The organism is Pseudomonas sp. MYb193 (assembly GCF_002966775.1).
GTDB classification, from domain to species: domain Bacteria; phylum Pseudomonadota; class Gammaproteobacteria; order Pseudomonadales; family Pseudomonadaceae; genus Aquipseudomonas; species Aquipseudomonas paracarnis.
Map to the genome: position 1 here is coordinate 2,108,777 of NZ_CP023269.1, position 25,413 is coordinate 2,134,189.

General features: G+C 60.2%; 22 protein-coding genes and 4 tRNA genes. 16 read left to right on the top strand and 10 right to left on the bottom strand.

From position 1 onward, the window contains the following. Positions 1-2 precede the first annotated feature (2 nt). Positions 3-410 (bottom strand): biopolymer transporter ExbD, encoded by a 408-nt coding sequence (locus CLM72_RS09945; RefSeq protein WP_005786670.1) that lies wholly within the window; start codon positions 408-410, stop codon positions 3-5. 191 nt (positions 411-601) lie between these two features. Between CLM72_RS09945 and CLM72_RS09950 the strand changes: the two genes are divergently transcribed. Together CLM72_RS09950 and CLM72_RS09955 are read left to right on the top strand one after the other, a co-directional pair. Then, entirely contained in the window at positions 602-1,156 is a 555-nt protein-coding gene (locus tag CLM72_RS09950; protein WP_105226321.1) for a GNAT family N-acetyltransferase, read from the top strand. Continuing rightward, positions 1,153-2,727 carry an alkaline phosphatase gene (locus CLM72_RS09955; RefSeq protein ID WP_105226322.1) on the top strand — a complete coding sequence of 525 codons (1,575 nt, stop codon included), beginning with the start codon at positions 1,153-1,155 and terminating at the stop codon, positions 2,725-2,727. Before CLM72_RS09950 ends, CLM72_RS09955 begins: the two co-directional genes overlap by 4 nt. Before the next feature lie 137 nt (positions 2,728-2,864). On the opposite strand, the gene CLM72_RS09960 is transcribed toward CLM72_RS09955, so the two are convergent. After that, positions 2,865-3,509: a hypothetical protein gene (locus CLM72_RS09960; protein ID WP_105229107.1), complete on the bottom strand. Its 645-nt coding sequence runs from the start codon at positions 3,507-3,509 to the stop codon at positions 2,865-2,867. An 89-nt stretch (positions 3,510-3,598) separates the two neighbouring features. Here CLM72_RS09960 and CLM72_RS09965 point away from each other — a divergent pair, with 89 nt between their 5' ends. After that, positions 3,599-4,531, top strand: coding sequence for a LysR family transcriptional regulator (locus tag CLM72_RS09965; RefSeq protein WP_105226323.1), 933 nt, complete (start codon positions 3,599-3,601; stop codon positions 4,529-4,531). A gap of 127 nt (positions 4,532-4,658) precedes the next feature. On the opposite strand, the gene CLM72_RS09970 is transcribed toward CLM72_RS09965, so the two are convergent. Both CLM72_RS09970 and CLM72_RS09975 read right to left on the bottom strand, forming a co-directional pair. Next, the gene (locus CLM72_RS09970) at positions 4,659-5,066 is read right to left on the bottom strand and encodes a PA2817 family protein (RefSeq protein WP_003190109.1); all 408 of its coding nucleotides are present in this window, start codon (positions 5,064-5,066) and stop codon (positions 4,659-4,661) included. A gap of 75 nt (positions 5,067-5,141) precedes the next feature. After that, entirely contained in the window at positions 5,142-7,589 is a 2,448-nt protein-coding gene (locus tag CLM72_RS09975) for an acyl-CoA dehydrogenase (protein ID WP_105226324.1), read from the bottom strand. A 191-nt stretch (positions 7,590-7,780) separates the two neighbouring features. On the opposite strand from CLM72_RS09975, the gene CLM72_RS09980 reads away from it, so the two are divergent. The 4 genes from CLM72_RS09980 (at position 7,781) to CLM72_RS09995 (ending at position 10,958) form a co-directional block, all read left to right on the top strand. Then, on the top strand, positions 7,781-8,440 hold the full coding sequence (locus CLM72_RS09980; RefSeq protein WP_054897863.1) for a transglutaminase family protein: 660 nt from the start codon (positions 7,781-7,783) through the stop codon (positions 8,438-8,440). Positions 8,441-8,496: 56 nt separating this feature from the next. Next, entirely contained in the window at positions 8,497-9,114 is a 618-nt protein-coding gene (locus CLM72_RS09985) for a glutathione S-transferase family protein (RefSeq protein ID WP_032892575.1), read from the top strand. Between the two features lie 135 nt (positions 9,115-9,249). Beyond that, positions 9,250-10,182, top strand: a complete 933-nt coding sequence (locus tag CLM72_RS09990) for an ABC transporter ATP-binding protein (protein ID WP_105226325.1) — start codon at positions 9,250-9,252, stop codon at positions 10,180-10,182. Next, positions 10,179-10,958, top strand: a complete 780-nt coding sequence (locus tag CLM72_RS09995) for an ABC transporter permease (protein WP_003190115.1) — start codon at positions 10,179-10,181, stop codon at positions 10,956-10,958. Before CLM72_RS09990 ends, CLM72_RS09995 begins: the two co-directional genes overlap by 4 nt. Positions 10,959-11,132: 174 nt before the next feature. On the opposite strand, the gene CLM72_RS10005 is transcribed toward CLM72_RS09995, so the two are convergent. After that, on the bottom strand, positions 11,133-11,672 hold the full coding sequence (locus CLM72_RS10005; protein WP_089042723.1) for a TetR/AcrR family transcriptional regulator: 540 nt from the start codon (positions 11,670-11,672) through the stop codon (positions 11,133-11,135). 91 nt (positions 11,673-11,763) lie between these two features. On the opposite strand from CLM72_RS10005, the gene CLM72_RS10010 reads away from it, so the two are divergent. The 3 genes from CLM72_RS10010 to CLM72_RS10020 all read left to right on the top strand — a co-directional run bounded on the left by CLM72_RS10010 (position 11,764) and on the right by CLM72_RS10020 (position 16,145). Beyond that, positions 11,764-12,951 (top strand): MFS transporter, encoded by a 1,188-nt coding sequence (locus CLM72_RS10010; RefSeq protein WP_105226327.1) that lies wholly within the window; start codon positions 11,764-11,766, stop codon positions 12,949-12,951. A gap of 111 nt (positions 12,952-13,062) precedes the next feature. After that, positions 13,063-14,211: a TDT family transporter gene (locus CLM72_RS10015; protein ID WP_105226328.1), complete on the top strand. Its 1,149-nt coding sequence runs from the start codon at positions 13,063-13,065 to the stop codon at positions 14,209-14,211. A gap of 59 nt (positions 14,212-14,270) precedes the next feature. Further along, complete coding sequence (locus tag CLM72_RS10020) at positions 14,271-16,145, top strand: MFS transporter (RefSeq protein ID WP_105226329.1); 1,875 nt, start codon at positions 14,271-14,273, stop codon at positions 16,143-16,145. A 527-nt stretch (positions 16,146-16,672) separates the two neighbouring features. On the opposite strand, the gene sugE is transcribed toward CLM72_RS10020, so the two are convergent. The 3 genes from sugE to rdgC form a co-directional block, all read right to left on the bottom strand. Beyond that, the gene (gene sugE / locus CLM72_RS10030) at positions 16,673-16,987 is read right to left on the bottom strand and encodes a quaternary ammonium compound efflux SMR transporter SugE (protein ID WP_010211634.1); all 315 of its coding nucleotides are present in this window, start codon (positions 16,985-16,987) and stop codon (positions 16,673-16,675) included. Positions 16,988-17,099: 112 nt separating this feature from the next. Beyond that, positions 17,100-18,059, bottom strand: coding sequence for a bile acid:sodium symporter family protein (locus CLM72_RS10035; RefSeq protein WP_003190129.1), 960 nt, complete (start codon positions 18,057-18,059; stop codon positions 17,100-17,102). Positions 18,060-18,225: 166 nt separating this feature from the next. Further along, the gene (gene rdgC, locus CLM72_RS10040; RefSeq protein WP_005786703.1) at positions 18,226-19,146 is read right to left on the bottom strand and encodes a recombination-associated protein RdgC; all 921 of its coding nucleotides are present in this window, start codon (positions 19,144-19,146) and stop codon (positions 18,226-18,228) included. Between the two features lie 159 nt (positions 19,147-19,305). Between rdgC and CLM72_RS10045 the strand changes: the two genes are divergently transcribed. The 4 genes from CLM72_RS10045 to CLM72_RS10060 all read left to right on the top strand — a co-directional run bounded on the left by CLM72_RS10045 (position 19,306) and on the right by CLM72_RS10060 (position 19,826). Next, positions 19,306-19,381 (top strand) — tRNA-Val (locus tag CLM72_RS10045). Positions 19,382-19,400: 19 nt separating this feature from the next. Further along, positions 19,401-19,477, top strand: a tRNA-Asp gene (locus CLM72_RS10050). A 177-nt stretch (positions 19,478-19,654) separates the two neighbouring features. Continuing rightward, positions 19,655-19,730, top strand: a tRNA-Val gene (locus CLM72_RS10055). Positions 19,731-19,749: 19 nt separating this feature from the next. Then, positions 19,750-19,826: transfer RNA gene (locus CLM72_RS10060), tRNA-Asp, on the top strand. Positions 19,827-19,916: 90 nt separating this feature from the next. On the opposite strand, the gene CLM72_RS10065 is transcribed toward CLM72_RS10060, so the two are convergent. Both CLM72_RS10065 and CLM72_RS10070 read right to left on the bottom strand, forming a co-directional pair. Further along, complete coding sequence (locus CLM72_RS10065; RefSeq protein WP_105229108.1) at positions 19,917-21,050, bottom strand: catalase family protein; 1,134 nt, start codon at positions 21,048-21,050, stop codon at positions 19,917-19,919. 29 nt (positions 21,051-21,079) lie between these two features. After that, a complete protein-coding gene (locus CLM72_RS10070) occupies positions 21,080-22,888 on the bottom strand; it encodes a di-heme-cytochrome C peroxidase (protein ID WP_105226331.1) in 1,809 nt (602 codons plus the stop codon). 247 nt (positions 22,889-23,135) lie between these two features. Here CLM72_RS10070 and CLM72_RS10075 point away from each other — a divergent pair, with 247 nt between their 5' ends. After that, entirely contained in the window at positions 23,136-23,876 is a 741-nt protein-coding gene (locus tag CLM72_RS10075; RefSeq protein ID WP_003190133.1) for an FKBP-type peptidyl-prolyl cis-trans isomerase, read from the top strand. 1,015 nt (positions 23,877-24,891) lie between these two features. Further along, positions 24,892-25,347 carry a YkvA family protein gene (locus CLM72_RS10085; protein ID WP_056788425.1) on the top strand — a complete coding sequence of 152 codons (456 nt, stop codon included), beginning with the start codon at positions 24,892-24,894 and terminating at the stop codon, positions 25,345-25,347. Positions 25,348-25,413 lie beyond the last annotated feature (66 nt).

A 25,413-nucleotide genomic window follows, 5' to 3' on the forward strand; every position in this document is an offset into this window, starting at 1 on the left:
GATCAGGACTTACGCGTGGCGATGGACACGGAGGTGAAGCCACCCAGGCGCAGGGTGTCCATCACTTCCACCAGGCGCGAAACCTCCACGCCTTTGTCGCTGTTGACGATGATCGTCGACTTGGTATCGGGCTTTTCGGCCGCCTTCAGCGCCGGCACCAGGGCATCCACCGTCAGGTCCTTGCCGTCCAGTTGCAACTGGCCTTCCAGGCCCAGGGTGAGGATGAATTTGTTCTGCGGCTTGAGCTGCTGGGAACTGCTGGCGCTGGGCAATTGGGTCTTCATGCCGAGCGCGGGAATCACGTTCAGGCTCACCAGTACGAAAAACACCAGCAGGAACATCATCACGTCGATCATCGGGATCAGCTCGATGTGCGCCTTGCGTTTCTTGGGTTCGTCCCAGGTTCTCATTCCGTTACCCCGTCATTGAATTAGGGGCAAAACGCTAACAGCCAAAAATGACCGATTGGTTAACTTTAATTGACCGTTTAGAGGCGTCTAGGACGCGTCTTTCAGAAAACTTACCGGTCAGTTTTCGGGCGTAATGAAACTGACACTCGGGGCATCCATGCTTGAGAAATTTATCTTGAGAGCCGGCCTCCATGCCTACTGCATTGCCTCAATTGACGACCCCGCGACTGTTGTTGTGCGCCCTGCAAATGCACCAGGCGCAGGTGCTTTTCACGCTTGCCAACGGGCCGAAAATTGCCGACAACACGGCGAACATTCCATCGCCCTACACCCTGGAAACCGCGCAGGATTTTATTGCGGGGATCGCTGACAAGTACCGCACCGGTGAGCTGCTGAACCTGGGGATGCATGTGCGCGGCACCGACGAATTGGTCGGCATGGTCAGCCTGCGTATCAATGCTCGGCATCACTATGGGCACTTGGGTGGCTGGGTGGCGGCGCACTGCCGTAACCAGGGATATGCGGCTGAAGCGGCGAGCGCGGTGATGGACTTCGGGTTCGAGGCGCTAGGGTTGCAGCGCGTGGGCAGCCAGTGTTTCGCGCGCAACAAGGAGTCGGCGCGGGTCATGGAAAAGATCGGCCTGCGTTATGAAGGTTGCATGCGCCAGGCGTTTTTAAAGAACGGCGTGTATGAGGACATGCTCGGGTTTGCCACCGTGCGCGACGACTGGGAGCGCTGCCTGTGAGCGGCGAAGTGGACCACGGCCGGCGCCGGGTCCTTGGCGGGCTGGCGGTCGCTACCGCGTTTTCGATTCTCAGCCCGTTCGCGCGCAGTGCCGGGGTGGATTATCCGTTCACCCTCGGCGTGGCTTCCGGCGACCCGTTGCCAGATGGATTTGTGATCTGGACGCGCCTGGCGCCGTTATTCAACGCCGCGGATGGCCGTGGCGGCCTGAGTCGCTCGGTGCCGGTGCGTTGGCGGGTGGCCAGCGATGCGGCGATGACGCGTATTGTGAGGCAGGGGGAGGTTCTGGCGACGCCGCGCTTCGCTCACGCAGTGCATGTCGAAGTGGCGGGGCTGGCGGCGGATCGGCCGTATTGGTACCAGTTTGAAGGGCTCGGTGCGCAGAGCCCGGTGGGCCAGTCCCGCACGATGCCGCCGCTGCAGGCCATGGCCTCGGCCCGGCTGGGGTTTGTGTCCTGCTCGCACTGGGAGCGCGGTTACTTCAGCGCCTACCGACACCTTGCTGCCGAGCAGCCTGACCTGGTGTTTTTCCTCGGTGATTATATTTACGACAGTTCCTATGCTGCGGATTCGGGCAAGGTGTTTCGTTCTCACGGCAGCGGCAATGCGCAAAGCCTGATTGATTACCGCAACCGCTACGCACTGTACAAGACTGATCCAGACCTGCAGGCCCTGCACGCCGCGGCTCCCAGCGTCGTAACCTGGGACGATCACGAAGTACAGAATGACTACGCCAACCGCTGGTCCCAGGACCCGAAGGTGGCGGTGGCGCAGTTTCTCAAGCAACGGGCCGCGGCGTACCAGGCGTTTTACGAACACATGCCCCTGCGTGCCAGCAGCGTGCCGAAGGGGCCGGACATGCGCATCTACCGGCGCCTGGACTATGGGCGGCTCGCGCGTTTTCATGTGCTCGACGGTCGCCAGTACCGTTCCGAGCAACCCTGCATCGCGGCCAATGGCAGCCACCAAGGGCATATTGTCACCACCCCTTGCAACGGCCTGCGTGACCCTGGCCGCACGTTGCTCGGCTGGCAGCAAGAGTCTTGGCTGGACCAGGGGTTTGCCCAGTCCAGTGCGCAGTGGAATGTCATCGCCCAGGATTTGCTGGTGGCGCCGCTGATGCAGCGTGACTTGACCAACCATAAGCTTGGCCGCTGGACCGATGGTTGGGATGGCTACATGGCGAACCGCTCACGGATGCTGGCGTCGATCGTGCGCAATCGCGTGAAGAACCCGGTGTTCTGGGGAGGGGATATACATTCGTTCTGGGCCACCGACCTGCATCTCGACGCCGACAGGCCAGACTCGGCGGTGGTCGCCACCGAGTTCGTCGGCTCGTCGGTCACCTCAGATGGCCCTCCCTACGACGCGTTCATGAAGATCATGCCGCTCAACCCGCATGTGAAGTTTTTCGACAGTCGCCAGCGTGGGTATGTGTCGGTGGAGTTGGCGGCCAACACCATGTTGACGAATTTTCGGGCGATCAGTGATCCGCGTGACCCGGCGGCGACGGTGTCGACGTTGAAGTCGTTCGTGGTTGAGCCGAGCAGGGCGGGGGCTATTGCCGTGTAGCCTGTTTCTCTGGGGCGATCCAATGTGGGAGGGGGCTTGCCCCCGATAGCGGTGTGTCAGTCACTGCATCTGCTACTGCACTAACGCTTTCGCAGGCAAGCCAGCTCCCACAGGGAACTGAGCTTAACTGAATGGCATTAAGGCAAGCCTCCTCCCACATTGATTTCATAGCGCACCGAGAGCGCGCCTTTTTTCTCCGACAACGCCAGGATCGTTACCTGGCCCAGTTCGCTCAACGCTTGAACATGCGTACCGCCACAGGCGTACGCCGGTAATTCGCCGAAGCCGACTTCGCGGGTGCCGTCTTCCAGCGTCATATGGCGGGAATAGTCGGCGGCGATCCATGTATTGACCCACTGCTGGAGCGCCTGCGCATCCATGTCTTGCGCGGTCTGGCCGCGGATAAAGGTGATCTTGCCTTCGCCGGGCCAATGGTGGGCCTTGATCGGCATCCAGCCCAGGCGTTCGCCGGCATTGCCAATCAAGTGCCCCGCCGAATGCAGACGCGTATGCAAGGCGCGGCGCTGTGCGTCGACTCGTGCAACGACGAGGCCAGGTTCCAGGGGGCGGTCGACGTAGTGCACCACCTGTCCTGCTTCCTGCATGACTCGCAGCACCTGACTGTCGCCGAGCCAGCCGGTGTCGGACGGCTGGCCTCCGCCTTGAGGATGGAAAATGGTCGACTGCACAATCACGGCGAATTGCTCTTCGTACGGGGTGCAACTGAGCACTTCCAGCTCGGCCGTCAGGTGGTCGTGGGTAAAAAACAGGCGCTCGGTCATCATCTACATCCGCATCAGGGTTCTGTGGGCAGTATAAATAGTGCGCAGATGGGTGATAATTCGTTCAATTATCAATGGACCTGTGCGTCATGAGCATCAATCTTCCTTTGCCGCTATTGGGTGAAATGGCGATTTTCGTCAAGGTCGTGGAAACCGGCAGCTTCTCCGAAGCGGCGCGGCAACTCAGCGTTTCACCTTCGGCGGTGAGCCGCAGCATCTCGCGCCTGGAACAAGCCCTGGCCACGCGCCTGCTGCAACGCACCACGCGCAAGCTGCGCCTGAGCGAGGGCGGCGAGGAAGTGTTCAAGCGTTGCCAGGAGATGGTCAATGCGGCGCGCTCGGTGATGGAAATCAGTGGGCAATTTACCCATGAAGCCGAGGGCCTGGTGCGGGTCAGTGTACCCAAGGCGGTGGGGCGATTCGTGGTGCACCCGCATATGCCGGAATTTTTGCGGCGCTATCCCAAGGTGGATGTGCAATTGATCCTGGAAGATAGGCATGTGGATTTGATCGACGACAACGTCGACTTGAGCATCCGCATCACCGACAGCCCACCGCCAGGTTTGGTCGGGCGCCAGCTGTTGCCCATCGAACATTTGCTGTGCGCGACGCCACAGTACTTGGCCGAGCACGGTACACCGAGCCATCCCCATGATCTGCTCGGGCACAGTTGCATCTATCTGGGTGAGACGCCGGGAGATTCACGCTGGAAGTTCCGCCAGGCTGGCAAGGCGGTAACGGTCGGCGTACGCGGCCGGTATGCGGCGAACCACACCGGGGTGCGACTGGAGGCGGCGTTGCAGCATGTCGGGATTGCCAGCTTGCCGTATTTCACCGCACGGCATGCGTTGGAAGCGGGGGAGTTGGTGCAGGTGTTGCCAGGGTGGGATTTTATTGCGTCGTACCATGGCGAGGCGTGGTTGCTGCATTCGCCCACACGTTACCTGCCGCCGAAGTTGCGGGTGTTTATCGATTATCTGGTGGAGTGCATGGCCAAGGAGCCCACGCTGCACCGACGGTAGGAGCGCGGTAAAACTGTGGGAGCAGGCTTGCTCGCGAATGCGGTGGGTCAGTCTACTTATGTATAACTGAGAGATTGCATTCGCGAGCAAGCCCGCTCCCACATGGGGCCTGTGCCGCTCAGAACTGTCAGTGTTTGCTCTGGTCCTGAGGCATCGCCAGCAGCTGTTTTTCCTGGTTCCAGTCGAACGGTTCGTCGTTCTGTTCGGCTTCATAGCGACGTTCTTCCAGGGCCTGGTACAGGTCCAGTTCTTCGTCGGGCATGAAGTGCAGGCAGTCGCCGCCAAAGAACCACAGCAGGTCACGGGGCACCAGGTGGGCGATTTGCGGGTAGCGCAGGATGACCTGGCTCATCAGGTCCTGGCCCAGGTACTGGCTTTCGATCGGGTCGATTGGCAACAGGGCGCGCAGTTCGTCGAAACGCTCCAGGAACAGCGAGTGGCTTTCCTCGGGTACCTGTTCGGCTTCGCCGACGGCAACCAGGATGCTGCGCAAGTGGTCGAGCAAGACAAGATGATCGGCAACGACGTTGGACACGAGATAAGGCCTCTAAAGCAAAAACGGGCGCGAGAGTATAAGCCTCTCGCGCCCGTTTTTATATGACCGCTCGACTCAGCGGACTTTACCTTCTGCCTGCAGCAGCTCTTCCTTGCTGAAATCATCCACGTCGATCACCTTGCGTCGCGCAGCCTCGGCATCGCGCAAGGTTTGTGCCTCGGCCGGTTGCAGCACGCCGGCCTGCAGGGCTGCGTCGATGGCATGCTCGCCGGCAGCCGGCTTGACCTGGCCGCTTTTGAGCGCGCTGTGGAGTTTTTTCTGCAAGGGGTGGCTGGCACCGAGCAGGTCGTAGGCATGTTGCAGGGCGCCCACGGGATCTTCTGCTGATTGCGGGCGATAACAGCCGGCCAGCAATTCTTCCAGGGTCGGGTCGCCCTTGGCGCGGCCGATCACGGCTGCCACTTCGGCATCCAGCGCGTCGGACGGCCCGGTATGACGACGCCCGAATGGGAACACGATCACCCGCAACAGGCAGCCCAGCACCTTGTTCGGGAAGTTGCTGAGCAGCTCATCCAATGCGCGTTCCGATTCGCCCAGGCTTTCTTCCATTGCCCAGGCAAACAGCGGCTCCAGATGGTCCGGCGAGTCCAGGTCGTGATAACGCTTGAGCGCCGCCGACGCCAGGTACATGTGGCTGAGCACATCACCCAGGCGAGCGGACAGGCGTTCGCGGCGCTTGAGCTCGCCACCCAGCAACATCATGCTCAGGTCGGCCAGCAGGGCAAACGCAGCCGCCTGGCGGTTCAGGGCACGGAAGTAGCCCTGGCTCAAACGGTTGCCCGGGGCTTTTTCGAAGTGCCCGAAGCCCAGGTTCAGCACCAGGGTGCTGGCGGCGTTGCTGACGGCGAAGCCGATGTGTTGCATCAGCAGGCCGTCGAATTCCTTCAACGCCTGGTCATGGTCTTCGCGGCCGGCCAGGGCCATTTCCTTGAGCACGAAGGGGTGGCAGCGAATCGCGCCCTGGCCGAAGATCATCAGGTTACGCGAAAGGATATTTGCGCCTTCCACGGTGATGAAGATCGGTGCGCCCTGCCAGTTGCGGCCCAGGTAGTTGTTGGGGCCCATGATGATGCCCTTGCCGCCGTGCACGTCCATGGCGTGGCTGATGCACTCACGGCCGCGTTCGGTCAGGTGGTACTTGAGGATCGCCGACAACACCGACGGCTTCTCGCCCAGGTCCACGGCGTTGGCGGTGAGCATGCGCGCGCTGTCCATCAGCCAGGCGTTGCCACCGATGCGTGCCAGGGCTTCCTGGATGCCTTCGAAGGCCGACAGCGGTACGTTGAACTGTTCGCGCACCTGGGCGTATTGGCCGGTCACCAGGCTGGTGAACTTGGCGGCGCCGGTGCCGACGGCGGGCAGCGAGATCGAACGGCCGACCGACAGGCAGTTCATCAGCATCATCCAGCCCTTGCCGAGCATTTCCTGGCCACCGATCAGGTATTCCAGGGGGATGAACACATCTTTGCCGGAGTTGGGGCCGTTCATGAAGGCAGCGCCAAGCGGCAGGTGACGACGGCCGATTTCCACGCCAGGGGTGTCGGTAGGAATCAACGCGAGGCTGATGCCCAGGTCTTCTTCTTCACCCAACAGGTGGTCCGGGTCATGGGCCTTGAAGGCGAGGCCGAGCAAGGTCGCGACGGGACCGAGGGTGATGTAGCGCTTTTCCCAGTTCAGGCGCAGGCCGAGGGTTTCCTTGCCTTGCCATTCGCCTTTGCAGATCACGCCGGTGTCGGGCATGGCGCCCGCATCGGAGCCGGCCAGCGGGCCGGTGAGGGCGAAGCACGGGATGTCGTCGCCACGGGCCAGGCGCGGCAGGTAATGATTGCGCTGTTCCTCGGTGCCATAGTGCAGCAGCAGTTCGGCGGGGCCGAGGGAGTTGGGGACCATCACGGTGGAGGCCAGGTCACCGCTGCGGGTCGCGAGCTTCATGGCGACCTGGGAGTGGGCATAGGCGGAGAAGCCCTTGCCACCGTACTCCTTGGGAATGATCAGGGCGAAGAAGCCATGGGTTTTGATGTGTTCCCAGGCTTGCGGCGGCAGGTCCATGGCCTGGCCGATTTCCCAGTCGCTGACCATGGCGCAGAGTTCTTCGGTGGGGCCGTCGATGAACGCCTGCTCTTCCTCGGTCAATTGCGCCTTGGGGTAGGCCAGCAATTTGTCCCAGTCCGGGCGGCCACTGAACAGCTCGCCGTCCCACCACACGGTACCGGCATCAATCGCATCGCGCTCGGTCTCGGACATCGGCGGCAGCACTTTCTGGAACCAGCTGAACAGCGGCTTGGTGAAGTATTGGCGGCGCAGGTCAGGCAGCAGCAAAGGCGCGGCCACCACGGCCAGGAGTACCCAGAAGATCAGCAGCAGCCAGCCCGGTGCGTGGCTCCAGGCGCCCATCGCCAGCAGGTAGACGGCGACCACGCCCAGGGCGGGCAGGGGGGCAGTTCGGCGGTGTGCCAGGTAGGCAATGCCGACCACCAGCACCAGTATCCACAACAACAGCATATGCAATCCTCCGTGAAACCAGGGGCGAAACCACCAGGGAGCTTAGTCGGCATCCGAACAAGCCGGGTGATCAGGGTGTAACAAGGTGTACTGGGCAACCCATCAGCCGGCGCCGGCATTTGGCCGAATCGTCGTTATCTCTCTGGCGGGCCTGGTGGTTAAACTCCAGGCTCCCCTCGGAGATCAAGCTCATGAATACGTACTTGAGTCCCAGCCGCTTCATCGATAGTGACCACCCTGTGGTGGTGGAGTTCGCCGAGAAACATCGCGGAACCCGCCCGGATTTAAGTGACCAGGCAGTCAGTCTTTACTACGCGGTGCGTGAGGCCATTCGCTACAACCCCTATACCTTCAGCCGTGACCCCAACACCTTGAGCGCCAGCTTCGCCCTGGCGGCCGGCGAAAGCTACTGTGTGCCCAAAGCTACGTTGCTCGCCGCTTGCGCGCGCCACTGCGGCATTCCCGCACGCATTGGCCTGGCGGACGTGCGCAACCACCTGTCCACACCGCGACTGCTCGCTCTGCTCAAAAGTGACGTGTTCGCCATGCACGGTTATACCGAGCTTTACCTGAACGGCCGCTGGGTCAAGGCCACTCCGGCGTTCAACCAGCAACTGTGCGAAGTGTTCGACGTGCCGCCGTTGGAATTCGATGGCCTGCACGACAGCGTGTTCCACGCGTTCAATCGCCAGGGCCAGCGTTCTATGGAGTACGTGGTGGACCACGGGCAATTTGCTGACGTGCCCGAAGCATTTTTCTTCGGGCATATCCGCCAGTGCTACCCGCACCTGTTTGGCGACGACGCGCCCACCTTGCTCGGCGATATGCAGGGCGATTTAAGCCGCGGCTGAACCGGCGTATGCTGCTGCGTTCATCAAGCCATGTTCATCAACGATAAGGCGCGGTCATGCTGAAGATCTGGGGGCGTAAAAATTCATCAAACGTCAGGAAAGCACTGTGGTGCGCCGAGGAACTCGGCCTGGACTATGAAGCAATTGATGCGGGCGGGGCTTTTGGTGTGGTCGATACCCCGCAATACCGGGCCATGAACCCCAATGGCCGGGTGCCGGTGATCGAAGATGGCGACTTTGTGCTGTGGGAATCCAACACCATCGTGCGTTACCTGTGCGCCAAGCAGGCATCGGACTTTTACCCCAGCGACCTGCAAGCCCGGGCCAACGCCGAAAAGTGGATGGACTGGACCACTTCCACGCTCGCCGATCCGTTCAAAGCGGTGTTCTGGGGCATCGTGCGCACCCCGGCTGACCAGCAAAACTGGGACAGCATCAATGCCGGGCGCCAAGCCTGTATCGACGCGCTCAAAACCGTCGAACAAGCCCTCGCCGAGCAACCCTACCTGTCCGGCCAGGCGTTCGGCATGGGCGATATTCCCTTGGGCTGCTTCATCTACGCCTGGTTCGAGATGCCCATCGAACGCCCTGCCATGCCCCATCTGGAGGCCTGGTACCAGCGCTTGCAACAGCGCCCGGCCTACCGCAAGGCGGTGATGACCGCGTTGACTTAATACACACTATTAATACGGGTGACTGTACTTGTGCGGCATGGGCACGCACCATGCTCGCACTGCATCGCAGGTTGAACTACCTGCGGTGTGCCTTCATCTATTCTTTCTATTCCCTTCTTTGGTGCGTACTTCCATATGAGTTCCGCTCTGTCCATCCGGCAGCTAACCAAAACCTACGGCAACGGTTTCCAGGCCCTGAGTGGTATCGATCTGGACGTTGCCGAAGGTGACTTCTTCGCCTTGCTCGGCCCCAACGGTGCCGGCAAATCCACCACCATCGGCATTCTCTCCACCCTGGTCAACAAGACCAGCGGCACGGTGAATATCTTCGGGCATGACCTGGACAAATCCCCGGCGGCGCTCAAGCGCTCCATTGGCGTGGTGCCCCAGGAATTCAATTTCAACCAGTTCGAAAAGACCTTCGACATTGTCGTGACCCAGGCCGGCTACTACGGCATTCCGGCGAAAGTCGCCAAGGAACGCGCCGAGCAGTACCTGACTCAACTGGGCCTGTGGGACAAGCGTGACGTACCTTCGCGCTCGCTGTCCGGTGGCATGAAGCGACGCCTGATGATCGCCCGCGCCCTGGTGCATGAGCCGCGCCTGTTGATCCTCGACGAACCTACCGCCGGCGTGGACATCGAGCTACGCCGCTCGATGTGGACCTTCCTCACCGAACTGAACGAGAAGGGCATCACCATCATCCTCACCACCCACTACCTGGAAGAGGCTGAGCAGTTGTGCCGCAACATTGGCATCATCGACCACGGCACCATTGTCGAGAACACCAGCATGCGCAACCTGCTGGGCCAGTTGCATGTGGAAACCTTCCTGCTCGACCTGAAGAACAACCTGTCGGTGGCGCCCCAGTTGCTCGGCTACCCAAGCCGGCTGGTGGACAGCCACACCCTGGAGGTGCAGGTGGATAAGGCCATGGGCATTACCGCGCTGTTCACCCAGTTGGCGACTCAGAGCATCGAAGTGCTGAGCCTGCGTAATAAAACCAATCGCCTGGAGGAGTTGTTCGTGTCCCTGGTGGAGAAAAATCTGGCGAAGGTGGCGTTATGAGTTCCGAACTGCAACCCAACCTCGTCGCGCTGCAAACCATTGTCTATCGCGAAGTGAAGCGCTTTACCCGGATCTGGCCGCAGACCCTGCTGCCACCGGCGATCACCATGGTCCTGTACTTTGTGATCTTCGGTAACCTGATCGGCCGGCAGATCGGCGACATGGGTGGCTTCACCTACATGGAATACATCGTGCCGGGCCTGATCATGATGTCGGTGATCACCAACTCTTACGGCAACGTGGTGTCGAGTTTCTTTGGCAGCAAGTTCCAGCGCTCCATTGAAGAGCTGATGGTCTCGCCGGTGTCACCGCACACCATCCTCATCGGCTACACCTTGGGCGGCGTGTTGCGTGGCCTGATGGTGGGAGTGATCGTGACGCTGCTGTCGCTGTTCTTTACCCACCTGCAGGTGCATCACCTGGGGGTCACCATTCTGGTGGTCGTGCTGACGGCGACAATCTTCTCGCTGCTGGGCTTTATCAACGCCGTATTCGCACGCAACTTCGATGATATTTCCATCATCCCGACCTTCGTGCTGACGCCGTTGACCTACCTGGGCGGGGTGTTTTATTCCATCACCTTGCTGCCGCCGTTCTGGCAGACGGTGTCCCTGGCCAACCCGGTACTGCACATGGTCAACGCCTTCCGCTACGGCATTTTGGGCGTGTCGGATATCAAGATCAGTGTGGCGATCACCTTTATGATCGTCGCCACCATCGTCTTGTATATCGGTTGTGCGCGGTTACTGGTGAGTGGGCGTGGGATGCGTACATGATGTGGGATTGGAAATAACAAAACGGCCTCATCAGAGGCCGTTTTTTATTGGATGCACACAGAGCAAATGTGGGAGCTGGCTTGCCTGCGATGGTATCGACTTCGCTTGACGGGTGTACGGAGGTGTCTGCATCGCAGGCAAGCCAGCTCCCACATTCTGGTCGGCGCACGTGCCTTAGATTTTCAGTGCCAGTTCGATCAGGGCATGCAGTTCTTCTACCGCCAAAGGCTGGGCCGAAAACAGAATACGAAACACCGTCGGTGCGGCGAGCAGGTTGATCAGATGGTCAACGCTCGGCGGCTGTTCCTGCGGGTAGCGGTCAACAATCACCTGCAACTGCCCACTCAGGATGCTCACGCAATACCCTGGCGTCGGGCTGCTTTGCACGTCGCGCATCATGTTGCGGCCTACGTCCGAACTCATCTCATCCAGGTATTGCTCGGCCCAGGCTTGCAGGTCGCCACGCAGGCTGCCGGTGTTGGCCGGTTCGGTATCGGGGCGCATACGGGCCAGGGCGACGTCGGCGAGCAGTACTGACAGATCGCCCCAGCGCCGGTAAATGGTCGACGGCGTGACGCCTGCACATGCCGCAATCATCGGCACGGTGACGCTGGAACGCTCATGGGCCTCCAGCAATTCGCGCACCGCCCTGTGGACGGATTCTTGTACCCGGGCACTACGGCCCCCCGGGCGAAGGCCTTCTTTGATCGCCATGGGCAAGACCTTAACACAAAGAATTTGCTTTAAGCGCCAGCGAATAGCACACTGCATAAAAGCAAAATATTAGCTTTAGCGGAGCGTGCCCATGTCCAGTGTCATCTCTCAGCGGTCCAGCCTGGCGTTTCTAGTGATCATGGTGCTGACCTTTCTCGCCGCCTCCAGCGCGCCGACGCCGTTGTACCAGGTGTATCAAGACCACCTGCATTTTTCGGCGGCCATGCTCACGGCCATCTTTGGTGTCTATGCCGTGAGCCTGCTGGCGGCCCTGCTGACGGTGGGGTCGCTCTCGGATTACCTGGGGCGCAAGCCGGTGATCTTCGCCGCGCTGCTGCTCAATAGTGTGGCGATGCTGCTGTTTATCCACGCGGACAGCACCGCCTGCCTGCTGGCCGCCCGCGCGCTGCAGGGTTTCGCGACTGGCACTGCCACAGCGGTATTGAGTGCGACGCTGCTCGATACCGACCGCGTCCGCGGCCCGATGCTCAACAGCCTTGCACCGATGCTCGGCATGGCCAGTGGTGGCCTGGGCAGCGGGCTGCTGGTGGAGTTCGCGCCGTGGCCAACCCAATTGATCTACTACACCCTGCTGGGCTTGATGGTGTTGCAGGCTCTGTATGTGTGGCGCCTGCCTGAAACGGTCAGTCGCATACCCGGCGCCTTGAAGTCCCTGGCGCCAACCCTGCATGTGCCGCCGCAGGCGCGCCGCGCGTTGTGGCTGGCGATGCCATTGAATGTGGCCGTGTGGGCGCTGGGTGGGTTCTTTTCCTCGTTGGCACCGTCGTTGGTGCGTGTCGCCACCGGGTCGACCTCGCACTTGATCGGCGGCGGGCTGGTGGCGGTGGTGACCTTGAGCGGCGCGGTGATGATCTACAGTCTGCGCAACTACGCGGCTGACAGGGTCATGAGCGTGTCGGCTGCACTGCTGGCCGTGGGCGTGGGGTTGCTGCTGGTTGCCGTAAACACCGCCAGCCTGTGGCTGTTCTTTGTCGCCAGTGTGATCGCAGGCCTGGGGTTCGGCGGCGGCTTCATGGGCAGTGTGCGCAGCATCGTGGGCCTGGCGTTGCCCCATGAGCGGGCGGGCCTGATGTCGGCGTTCTATGTATTGAGCTACCTGGCGTTCTGCGTGCCGGCGTTGTTGGCGGGTAACCTGAGCCGCGTGTTTGGCCTGGTCGCGACCACGGACGGCTACGGTGCGGTGCTTATCTTGCTGTCTCTCGGGGCCCTTGGTGGGTTGTGGTGGCGGGACTCGGCGCCAGCAAGGGCGAGGGCATGATCGTGGTTAATATAGATGAAACAGATAACAGTTAGAGATATTACCCGTTATATAGATATTCGATCAGGTTCTATCATGGCCTCAACCTCAAATGAGGAAGAGGATTAACCCATGACCTGCTCGACCACTCACCGCTACAAACCCTTCAGTCACCTGGCCCGTCCCCGGGAAGTGATTCGCCAGTTCACCCCGAACTGGTTTGCCGCGACCATGGGCACTGGTGTGCTGGCGCTGGCCTTGGCCCAGCTGCCAGTCAACCTGCCCGGCATGCATGCCGTCGCCGAGGGCCTGTGGCTGTTCACCATTGGCCTGTTTGTGCTGTTCAGCGTGCTGTATGCCGCCCGCTGGGTGATGTTTTTCCACGAGGCGCGACGCATCTTCGGGCACTCAACGGTCTCGATGTTCTTCGGCACCATCCCCATGGGGCTGGCGACCATTCTCAACGGCTTGCTGCTGTTCGGCCTGCCGCGCTGGGGCGGTGATGTGATCCCGTTGGCCGAGGCCTTGTGGTGGCTGGACGTCGCCATGTCCCTGGCCTGCGGCGTACTGATCCCGTTCATGATGTTCACCCGCCAGGAGCACAGCATCGACCAGATGACCGCTGTCTGGCTGTTGCCTGTGGTGGCGGCCGAAGTGGCGGCGGCCAGCGGCGGCTTGCTCGCGCCGCACTTGGCCGATGCCCATTCGCAACTGGTGATGTTGGTGACCAGCTACGTGCTGTGGGCGTTTTCCCTGCCGGTAGCGTTCAGCATCCTGACCATCCTGATGCTGCGCATGGCCTTGCATAAGTTGCCTCACGCCAATATGGCAGCGTCGAGCTGGTTGGCCCTAGGCCCGATCGGTACCGGTGCCCTGGGCATGTTGCTGCTCGGTACGGATGCCCCTGGGATCTTTGCCGCCAATGGCCTGGCCAGTGTCGGTGAAATGGCCCACGGCCTGGGCCTGATTGCGGGCATCACCCTGTGGGGCTTCGGCTTGTGGTGGATGTTGATTGCGGTGTTGATCACCCTGCGTTACCTGCGCGCCGGTATCCCGTTCAACCTGGGCTGGTGGGGCTTCACCTTCCCATTGGGGGTTTACGCCTTGGCCACGCTTAAATTGGCGAGCCTGTTGCAGCTGGCGTTTTTCAGTGTGTTTGGCAGTGTGCTGGTGGTTGCGCTGGCGCTGATGTGGCTGATCGTGGCCAAGCGCACCGTGCAGGGTGCTTATAAAGGCGAGCTTTTTGTTTCGCCTTGTATTGCCGGGCTAGCGAATAAGTAAGCAGGATTAGGTAAAGTCGTGGCCTGATAAATAAAGGCCACGCAGGAACACGGACGACGATGAGCCATCCTTCCCAATTCACCTTGCTGCGCACGCGGCGCTTCTTGCCGTTTTTCATCACCCAGTTGCTAGGCGCGTTCAACGACAACATCTTCAAGCAGTCGCTGATCCTGGCCATCCTTTACAAGCTCACCATCGAGGGCGACCGCTCCATCTGGGTCAACCTGTGCGCCTTGTTGTTTATCCTGCCGTTCTTCCTGTTCTCGGCGTTGGCCGGACAGTTTGGTGAAAAATTCAACAAGGACGCGTTGATCCGGGCGATCAAGATCGGTGAGATCCTGATCATGGCGGTGGGCGCGGCGGGCTTTCTGACCAATCATCTTGAGCTGATGCTGCTGGCGCTGTTTGCCATGGGCACTCACTCGGCGCTGTTCGGCCCGGTGAAATACTCGATCATGCCCCAGGCATTGCACGACGATGAGTTGGTCGGCGGTAACGGCCTGGTGGAGATGGGCACGTTCCTGGCAATTTTGGCCGGCACCATCGGTGCCGGGATCATGATGTCTTCCACCCATTACGCGCCGGTGGTGGCGGTGGCGATTGTGGCCGTGGCGGTGCTGGGCTACCTGGCCAGCCGCAGCATCCCCCGCGCAGCGGCTTCGACACCGCAGCTGCGCCTGGACTGGAATATCTTCACTCAGTCCTGGGCGACGTTACGCATGGGCCTGGGGCAGACGCCGGCGGTGTCGCGCTCGATTGTCGGCAACTCATGGTTCTGGTTTGTCGGCGCGATCTACCTCACGCAAATCCCTGCCTATGCCAAGGAATGGTTGTACGGCGATGAAACCGTGGTGACCTTGATCCTCACGGTGTTCTCGGTGGGCATCGCCCTGGGCTCGATGCTGTGCGAAAAGCTCTCCGGGCGTAAGGTGGAAATCGGCCTGGTGCCGTTTGGCTCATTTGGCCTGACCGTGTTCGGCTTGCTGCTGTGGTGGCACTCCGGCGGCTTCCCGCAGAACGTGCAAGCCAACGATTGGCTCGCTGTGCTCAGCTACGGCCAGGCGTGGTGGGTGCTGCTCGATATCCTCGGCCTGGGTGTGTTCGGCGGCTTTTACATCGTGCCGCTGTATGCGCTGATCCAGTCGCGTACCGCCGAGAACGAACGGGCACGGGTGATCGCGGCGAACAACATTCTCAATGCACTGTTCATGGTGGTCTCGGCCATCGTGTCCATTCTGCTGTTGAGCGTGGCCAAGCTGTCGATCCCCGAGTTGTTCCTGGTGGTGTCGCTGCTCAACATCGCGATTAACACTTACATCTTTAAAATCGTCCCCGAGTTCACCATGCGCTTCATGATCTGGCTGCTCAGCCATTCCATGTACCGCGTGGAGCATCGCAACCTGCAAGCCATCCCGGATGAAGGCGCGGCGTTGCTGGTGTGCAACCATGTGTCGTTTGTCGATGCGCTGTTGATTGGCGGCGCAGTACGTCGGCCGATTCGCTTTGTCATGTACTACAAGATCTACCGCTTGCCGGTGCTCAATTTTATCTTCCGCACCGCCGGGGCTATTCCGATTGCCGGGCGCCATGAAGACATTCAGATCTACGAACAGGCGTTCGCGCGCATTGCCCAGTACCTCAAGGATGGCGAGTTGGTGTGCATCTTCCCGGAAGGCAAGCTGACAGCTGATGGCGAGATGAATGAGTTTCGCGGTGGGGTGACGCGCATCCTGGAGGAGACGCCGGTGCCGGTGATCCCGATGGCATTGCAGGGGTTGTGGGGGAGTTTCTTCAGCCGTGATCCGAACAAGGGTGTGTTTCATCGGATCTGGTCGCGGGTGGTGCTGGTGGCGGGCGAGCCGGTGGCTGTGGAGGCGGCAACGCCTGAGCAGTTGCACGCTGTGGTGGGCGGTTTGCGGGGGAGTGCCAGGTAGTTTTTTGTTGTTTATCAGGGCCTCATCGCAGCATAGGTATCTACATAACTCTGTTAGCTCAACGGTAACCACGATGCGAAGCGAGCCGCTCTTGATCTTGATCTGCTTTTGATCTTAGGCGACCCCCCAAATCACTGGCGGATTACGGGCACACCGAGCCTGGGCGAGGTGCCGAGTGGTGGGGCAAGAGCGTTTTGCTTACTTTGCCGCTTTTGCAAAGTGAGCCGCCGTCAGGGCGGAACCCTAAGTGGCCGTTACCGCAGGAATGGATATGTACACGGTCCAACTGTGTTGACTGTCAGGCCGTCTTCGCAGGCAAGCCAGCTCCCACATTGGATCGCGGGGCATCAGTTATATCTGTGTCGGCTGCCAGGCCGTCACGGGAGCAAGCTCCCTCGCCACAGATTTAGCGTCGTGCCGAAGTTGTGTAGATACCTATGCTCATCGCAGGCAAGCCAGCTCCCACCTATTGAATTGTGAATACAGTCAAATGTGGGAGCTGGCTTGCCTGCGATAGCGATAGTGGCTTAAGTCGAGATCTTGAGCCCAATCAGCCCGCAAATAATCAATGCCACACTGGCCAACCGAAACAGCGCCATGGATTCCCCAAACAGGATAATCCCGGCAATCACCGTGCCCACGGCCCCCACGCCGGTCCAGATGGCATAGGCGGTGCCCAGCGGCAGTTCCTTCATGGCCAGCCCCAACAATCCAAGGCTGACAGCCATGGCGGCAATCGTCAGGGCGGTGGGCAGCGGCTTGCTGAACCCGTCGGTGTACTTCAGGCCGACGGCCCAGCCCACTTCAAACAACCCGGCAAAAAACAGAATGATCCAGGACATGATGACCTCGCTTCTATCAAAGTGGGGTCGTCCCCGGGTAAGCGCTTGATAGCGTCGCGAGGTCGTCCCCGCGAAGTTCGGTAGAGTGCCGAAATTGGACCAGGCGATCAAGTTACGGCGTGGTTTCCAGGGCGCGGCGGTCTTCCTTTTCGCTCATGCGGCGGAAATAGGTCGACAGCAATGCGCCGGAAATATTGTGCCAGACGCTGAACAACGCACTGGGCACCGCCGCCAGTGGCGAAAAGTGCGCACTGGCCAAGGCGGCACCCAGCCCGGAGTTCTGCATGCCCACTTCCAGGGCCAGCGACTTGCGTTGCGCCAAGGGCAACTTGAACAGGCGCCCGGTGAAATAGCCCAGCAGGTAACCGAAGCTGTTGTGCAGCATCACTACGGCCATGATCAGCAGGCCCGACTCGGCAATCTTGCCCTGGCTTGCGGCAACCACGGCCGCGACGATGATCACAATGCTGACCACCGACACCAGTGGCAGCACATCCACCGCATGCCTTACCCGATCACCGAGCAAGCGCTGCGCGACCACGCCCAGTACGATGGGCAGCAGCACCACTTGCAGGATCGACCAGAACAGCTCCATGAACGACACCGGCAGCCAGGCCGAGGCCAGCAGCCAGATCAATGCCGGTGTGAGCAGCGGCGCGAGGAGGGTGGTGACCGCGGCAATCGCCACCGATAACGCCAGGTCACCCCGGGCCAGCCAGGTCATGACGTTGGACGACGTGCCACTTGGGCAACAGCCGACCAGGATCACGCCAACGGCAATTTCCGCCGGCAAATGGAATGCCTGGCACAGCAACCATGCCACGCCCGGCATGATCACGAAATGCGCGACCACGCCCAAGGCCACGCGCCACGGGTGGCGAGCGACTTCGGCGAAGTCTTCCAGTTTCAAGGTCAACCCCATGCCGAACATCACCAGGCCCAGCAGTGGGACGATGGCGCTTTTCAGGCCGATGAACCAGCTGGGTTGGAGAAAGGCGACAACGGCAAAGATCAACACCCAGTAGGCAAAGGTGTTGCCGACAAAGCGGCTCAAGGCGGCGAGTGCGCGCATGGGGATGTCCTTTTTTATTCGATTTCCGAGTTGTTGATGCAATCAAATGTGGGAGCTGACTTGCCTGCGATAGCGGAGTGTCAGTCGGCACTACTCTGGCTGACACTCCGCTATCGCAGGCAAGCCAGCTCCCACACTGACTGTGCCCGCATTGGATCGGTGTTGCTTAGATGCCCTGTGGTGTCTCTTCGCCGCCCAGTGCCTCGACCAACGCCGGCAGGAAATCGCCGAAGGTCAGCATCATCAAGGTAAAGCTGGCATCCAGTTGGCCCAGGGCTTCGTCGCCGCCGTCCTGTTCCGCCTGATCTTGCAGCAGGTCTTCGAACTTCAGGCGCTTGACGGTCATTTTGTCGTCGAGCATGAAGGACAACTTGTCCTGCCACGCCAGGGACAGTTGGGTTACGACCTTGCCGGTGGTCAGGTGCAGCTGGATCTCTTCGCCGGTCAGGTCCTGGCGTTTGCAGCGCACGATGCCGCCGTCTTCGTGGGTGTCGCGCAGTTCGCATTCGTCGAGGACGAAGAAGTCATCGGCCGGTTTCTGGGTGGTGACCCAGTCGGTCATGATTGCAGTCGGGGCGGTTTTTACCGTCAGCGGGCGGACCGGCAGGGTGCCGATCACTTCACGCAGGGTCGACAGCAGGTCTTCGGCGCGCTTGGGGCTGGCCGAGTTGACCAGGATCAGGCCTTGTTTCGGCGCGATCGCAGCGAAGGTCGACGAGCGACGGATAAAGGCGCGCGGCAGGAAGGCCTGGATGATTTCATCCTTGATCTGGTCGCGCTCCTTCTTATAGACCTTGCGCATCTGCTCGGCTTCGATTTCTTCGACTTTCTCTTTAAGTGCGTCACGCACCACGCTACCTGGCAGGATGCGTTCTTCCTTGCGCGCAGCAATCAGCAAAAAATCTCCGCTGACGTGAACCAGGGGAGCGTCTTCACCTTTACCAAAAGGCGCGACGAAACCGTAAGTGGTCAACTCCTGGCTTGCACAAGGGCGCGCCAGCTTGGTGGCCATGGCCGCTTCCAACGCCTCGGCATCAACAGGCAGATCTTGGGTCAGGCGATAGATAAGCAGGTTCTTGAACCACATGGGGTGAGTCTCTCCTCTATACAAAGGAGGGCATTATTCTCTTGATCACGCCGCAGGCCAACCCTGCCTAAGCCATTGGAAGGGCTGAAAAAAAAGATTTAAGAAAGTGCTTGCCAGACTTGGGGTCGCTCCGTAGAATGCGCGCCACACCGAAACGAAGGGTGATTAGCTCAGCTGGGAGAGCATCTGCCTTACAAGCAGAGGGTCGGCGGTTCGATCCCGTCATCACCCACCATTCGCTTCAAGTGTTACGCGCAGCGGTAGTTCAGTCGGTTAGAATACCGGCCTGTCACGCCGGGGGTCGCGGGTTCGAGTCCCGTCCGCTGCGCCATATTCGGTCACCTGGAACGCTGAACGCCAGGTAACCAAAGAAAGCCCGCTCATTGAGCGGGTTTTTTTCTGTCCGAAATATGGCAAAAAATCGTGCGTTAAACTTTTTTTAAATAAATTGCATTTAAATCAAGACATTACGATTTTTTGGTGTATGATGCGCCCACACCGAAACGAAGGGTGATTAGCTCAGCTGGGAGAGCATCTGCCTTACAAGCAGAGGGTCGGCGGTTCGATCCCGTCATCACCCACCATTCGCTTCAAGTGTTACGCGCAGCGGTAGTTCAGTCGGTTAGAATACCGGCCTGTCACGCCGGGGGTCGCGGGTTCGAGTCCCGTCCGCTGCGCCATATTCGGTCACCTGGAACACTGAACGCCAGGTAGCCACAAGAAACCCGCTCATTGAGCGGGTTTTTTTTTCGCCTGCGATTTAACGCGCCTTACGGTGCGTTGCGGCTGTGGCGGTAATCGCTGACGGCCTCATACACGGCTTTGCGCAGCCGGTTGATGCCGCCGATGGGGCGGTGCGCTTCCAGCCCGAACCAGGGGTTGAACGACTGGTTATCGCACGCCAGGTTCTGCGCCGGCGTGTCGAAGTCCTGGGCGGGAATCCTGACCTTGGCCACGGTTTCATACGGCGCGTCGCTTTCCTTCCATTCGATGCTGGTGTCTTCGATGGGCATGAACGCCTGCGGGTTTTGCCGCTGGATCTGCAGCACAAAACACGCGTCTACACGGTCGGTGGACAGTTGCTGGTTGAGCGCGCTGCGCAGGAAGTTCGGCAGGGCCTGGTTCTGTTTGGGCAGCACATAACCCGGGCAGCTTTGTGGGTCTGGCGCGACGCGAAACTTGGCGTTGGCCGCGCCAAACTTGTAGGGCGACACTGAAAAGTAAGTCGTCTGCGTCGGGCTGGCCGGTGCGGGCGCCAGGGTTGCCAGGGCGATAAACAAGTGACGCACTTGCCAACTGCGCGGGTCGAGCTTGGGAAAGAAAGCCAGGACCTTCTTGCCATCCGCTTGCGCGCCGATGTTTTGCGCGTATTCCGCGACATCGCTGACAAAGAAGTTCGGGTGGCTGAACATCACGAAATCCTGTTCGGTGCGCGCTTGCTGATCTGCCATCAGTTGCTTGCCCGGCACATCCAACAGCTTGATGGCCATGCCGCGGGCATCGCGGATGCTGTCGAATTGCGGATAAGCGTTGCCGTTGGACAGGCGCATCGTCGCCTGCCAGGTCTTGCCCGGCTCGGCAAACACACCCTGGCGCAAGGCCGGGTCGAGATCTGTCAGAACGCTGACCTCGGCTTTCACGCACCCATGGGCCTTGGCATGGGCATCACGCAGGTAGCGAGTGCCTTCGCGATGCTGATCAACGATGCGCACGGCGGTCTGGATGATGCCTTGGGTCATCGCCGCTTCACCCGGCGGGATCTGTTCCTTCACCGACACCGGGCCCCTGTGCTGCCAGGCGAACCAGGCCGTGGCCAACACCCACGCCAGCAGGCCCAGGCCCAGCAGCCACAACAGGGTTTTGCCAACAAAGGCGCCAAAGCGCAGCCAGAGACGAGCAAGCATGGAACGGTCCTTGTTTTGCGATCGGATAATCATGGCAGTTGTTGCTCCAGCGGGCCGCCCAGCACCTTGAGGTATTCGAGCAGCGCCCAGCGTTCCTGCGGCAGCAAGCCGCGGCCGATCACGCCATTGCCACGCTTGCCGGCACGGAATTCGTGGCCGCTGTTGTGGTTGCCGGTGATTCTGGTATCGAACAGGAAGGCATTCTTGAAGGCGATGGTCTCAAACCCAAGGTGACGCGGGTCGTAGTTGAAGGTGCCTTTATAGAAGGTGGTGCTGCGTTCGTCCTGGGGCGAGAGCAGTTGATAGATCGTCGGCACCGAACCGTTGTGCAGGAACGGTGGGGTGGCCCATACGCCTGCCAGTGGCCGCGCTTTGTAGGCACGCAACTCGCGCACGCCGATGGGCAGGCCGAACCCGTCCAGGGCCGGGCGCTCGGCCGGGGTCACGCCGGCCGCACGGTAGGCATGCTCTTCGACGAAGGCGGTGACATAGGCCAAGCCCTGGGCCACTGACATTTTTTTCAGGTCCAGCGGCGCGGTGGGGGTAGGGTGCAGTTCGACATTGAGCCGGGCCAGTTCGGCCGGGTCCCATTGCAACGCGCTGAGGTCATAGCGTTGGTCGGCAATGTTGTTGGCCGTGCCGGGGTCGGTGCCGATGTAGTTCACCGGCAGCATTTTCAACTGCTGCACCGGACGGCCACTTTCTTGGGTGACGGTGGGTAGGTGGCAGCCGGCGCAGTTCTCGGCAAAGAGTGCGCGACCCTGGGCGGCGAGGGGCTTGTCGATGGCACCGAACAAGTCTTGCGGCCAGGTCGGCGGTTTGAGCCGTTGCAGGGTTTCTTCGATCAGGTGCAGGTCGCGCACCCGTACGCTGGACGGGTAGCGGTCATCGCCCTGGAGCGGTTGCCCGGCAGCGTCGAAGAACGTCAGGGTCGCGCCTACGCCAAGGGCTTCGCCGATATTGCGCGCCATGGGCTGCTGGGCCGAGCCATTCCACTGCACCCAGTCGAAGGTCCAGATGTCCCACAGCTGCGGGTAGTCCACTGGCGCATTGGCAACGCGATAATTGTCTGGGGAAATAGCGTCGCCAAAACTGGCGTTGGCGATGCGCCCAAAGGCGTCAGTACGGCCCGGGCCTTCTTCGGTGGGGTAAAGGCCACGGTGGGTGTCATTCCAGGCAACCTTGAGGAACTGGTTCAGCGATTGCTTGAAGTCCTTGCGCAGTTGATCGCGCTGGGCGTCGTACTGATCCCCCAGGACCTTGTGGGCAAAGCGCTCGAACTTCCATGGGTTGTAATAGGTAGCGGCCAGGCTGGCGACCAGGGCCTGGCCGAAACTGCCGCCACGCAACGTGGGAACGCTGGAGGGCAGTACGTGTTGCGCCGAGCCGCCGTCGATACGCAGGGCCTGACCCTTGAAGTGCAATTCGCCGGTGTGGCAGGCCGCACAGGTGATATCCAGGTACTGAGCCTTGCTGTCGGCGTTCTGGTGCCGGGCGAACCCTACCGGCAGGTTGCCAGGGTTTTGCGCGGTGGGCACCTGTTTGGGATCGACCAGGAAGCCAAAGCGCGCCAGGTACTGCGGCGCGGCAAAGCGTTGCTCGGAGAACGGCAGCTCCAGGGCGGTGAACCAGTCGTAATGCAGGCCTTTCACTTGAGTGCCCTGGGGCGTGAAGTAGTAGGTCTGGCGGTCGGCGGCACTCCATTGCTCCTGATAGTGCACCTGTTTCACGGGCACGTAATCCGGCAGCTTGGGGTTGAGGGTGTAATAGAGCACCACGGCCAGGATCAGGCTTAGTGCGATCAGTATCAGGATTAAAACTCGGGAAAAAATGCGCAAGATAACTATCCTTGTCGAATTGTCGCGTTGTTATGCCACTGCGCCACAGGTGCGGCAAGTAGCGATTAGCCTGCTGGCAGGCGGTCCCGCGATCCGTCGCGGTGGCCCATGATAAATGGAAATGCTTTTAAACACGTGAACTTATCAGAAGTTTCCTGCTCACATGCCGGTAGCCATTGGTCGGGGCCGCCTGATAAGCTCGCGACTTTATTCGAATGCCCTTTTGGCGCATGAACAAGGAAATAGCATGAAACAGCATCGGTTGGCGGCGGCGGTGGCCCTGGTTAGCCTGGTACTTGCGGGTTGTGATTCGCAAACCAGCGTAGAGCTGAAAACCCCGGCGCAGAAAGCTTCCTACGGCATCGGCCTGAACATGGGTAAGAGCCTTGCCCAAGAAGGCATGGACGACCTGGACTCCAAAGCTGTTGCCCAAGGCATCGAAGATGCCGTCGGCAAGAAAGAGCAGAAGCTCAAGGACGATGAGCTGGTTGAAGCGTTTGCCGCACTGCAAAAGCGTGCTGAAGAACGCATGACCAAAATGAGCGAAGAGTCGGCAGCCGCTGGCAAGAAATTCCTCGAAGACAACGCCAAGAAAGACGGCGTCGTCACCACCGCTTCCGGTCTGCAGTACAAGATCGTGAAGAAGGCCGACGGCGCACAGCCTAAGCCAACCGACGTGGTGACTGTTCACTACACCGGCAAGCTCACCAACGGCACTACCTTTGACAGCTCTGTAGATCGTGGTAGCCCGATCGACCTGCCGGTCAGCGGCGTGATCCCGGGTTGGGTCGAAGGCTTGCAACTGATGCATGTTGGCGAGAAGGTCGAGTTGTACATCCCGTCCGACCTGGCCTACGGCGCCCAGAGCCCGAGCCCGGCGATCCCGGCCAACTCCGTGTTGGTATTCGACCTGGAGCTGCTGGCCATCAAGGACCCAGCCAAGGCAGAAGCAGCAGACGCACCTGCTGCACCAGCCGCCAAGAAGTAATCGGCGCCTGAACACACAACGCCCCGTCTCGACGGGGCGTTGTTGTTTTCGGGGTTGTATCAAACGATGCAAAAAATTTCTGTGGGCGCTGGCTTGTCGGGTTGCCGCATCGCTGTGATGACCGCCAGACGCTCAGCACTCCAAATGTGGGAGCTGGCTTGCCTGCGATGACGGCCTGCCAGCCTACACCTACTAACTGACACACCACGATCAACCTGTGGGAGCGGGCTTGCTCGCGAAGGCGGCCTGGCAATCAACACAGTTGGATTGTGTACATATCCATTGCTGCGGTAACGGCCACATAGGGTTCCGCCCTGACGGCGGCTCACTTTGCAAGAGCGGCAAAGTAAGCAAAACGCTCTTGCCCCACCACTCGGCACCTCGCTCAGGCTCGGTGTGCCCGTAATCCGCCAGTGATTTGGGGGGCCGCCGCCACGCGCCATCCATGGCGCGGGGCGGCTAAACCGGCATCCCTGCCGGTTTACCCCCCAAATCCCTGTCGAATTCCGGCCAGCGTGGTTTAACGGGGCGCCTAAGATCAAAAGCAGATCAAGATCAAGAGCGGCTCGCTTCGCATCGTGGTTAGCGTTGGCTGCTACAGCCTGTAAAGTTGTGTTGATGCGTAAGGCAATCGCAGGCAAGCCAGCTCCCACATTTGGAGCCCAGGGTGTCTGAGAGATAGGCATCGGCTGGCAGGCTGCCACGTCGTACCGGGTCGTGTAGATGTCTATGGCTATCGCTATCGCACGCCAGCCAGCCCCTACGTTGAAGCCTCTGCAAATCCAAACGAACGTCCGCAACCGGATACAGTCTGATATAAGACTCGAGCACGGGTAGCCGCACATACACGCCAAGTCAATGAATTCTTGGGTTTTTTTTATGTGCGCAAAAAACGCCCGATCTGACTGTAGGCCTTGTAGTCCGTGGCTTTCAGCCGATAAAACAGGCTCTGTTCACAAGGTTATCCACAATTTGTGTGGATAACCTTTTATGTCGCCTGGAACTGGAGTGCCCTATGAAACCACCGTTCAATTTCACCCGTTTCCTGCCCATGGCCGCACGTCTGCTCGGCCGGGGGCGTTTGCCGACCTTGCTGTTTGCCGTCGCGGCCAAAGGCTCAAGCCAGGGGAATCGGCTGGGCCAGCTAAAGGACGATCTGAAATTGCTTCAGGCCCTGTGCCTGGCTTACTGGCGCGGCGAATACCGAGCGATCAGCCCGAAGGCGCTGATCTCGGTGGTGGCGGGGCTGATGTACTTTCTCAGCCCGATTGATGCGATTCCGGACTTTCTCCCCATGTTCGGCATGCTCGACGACATCGCCGTGCTGGCATGGGTCATGAAGACCCTGAGCGGCGAACTGAGCGCCTTTCGTGCGTGGCGCGATGCGCAACGCCCGGAAAAACTCGCAGTGGTTGAGCGCCTGCCAGCGACGCCTGAGCTGCTGGCCCGGGAAAACCCGCAAAAAAACTAATGATGCCGGGTATCCCCCGGCGACCTTCGTGGCTGTTAGGATTACACTTCTAAGGAAAGAACTTAC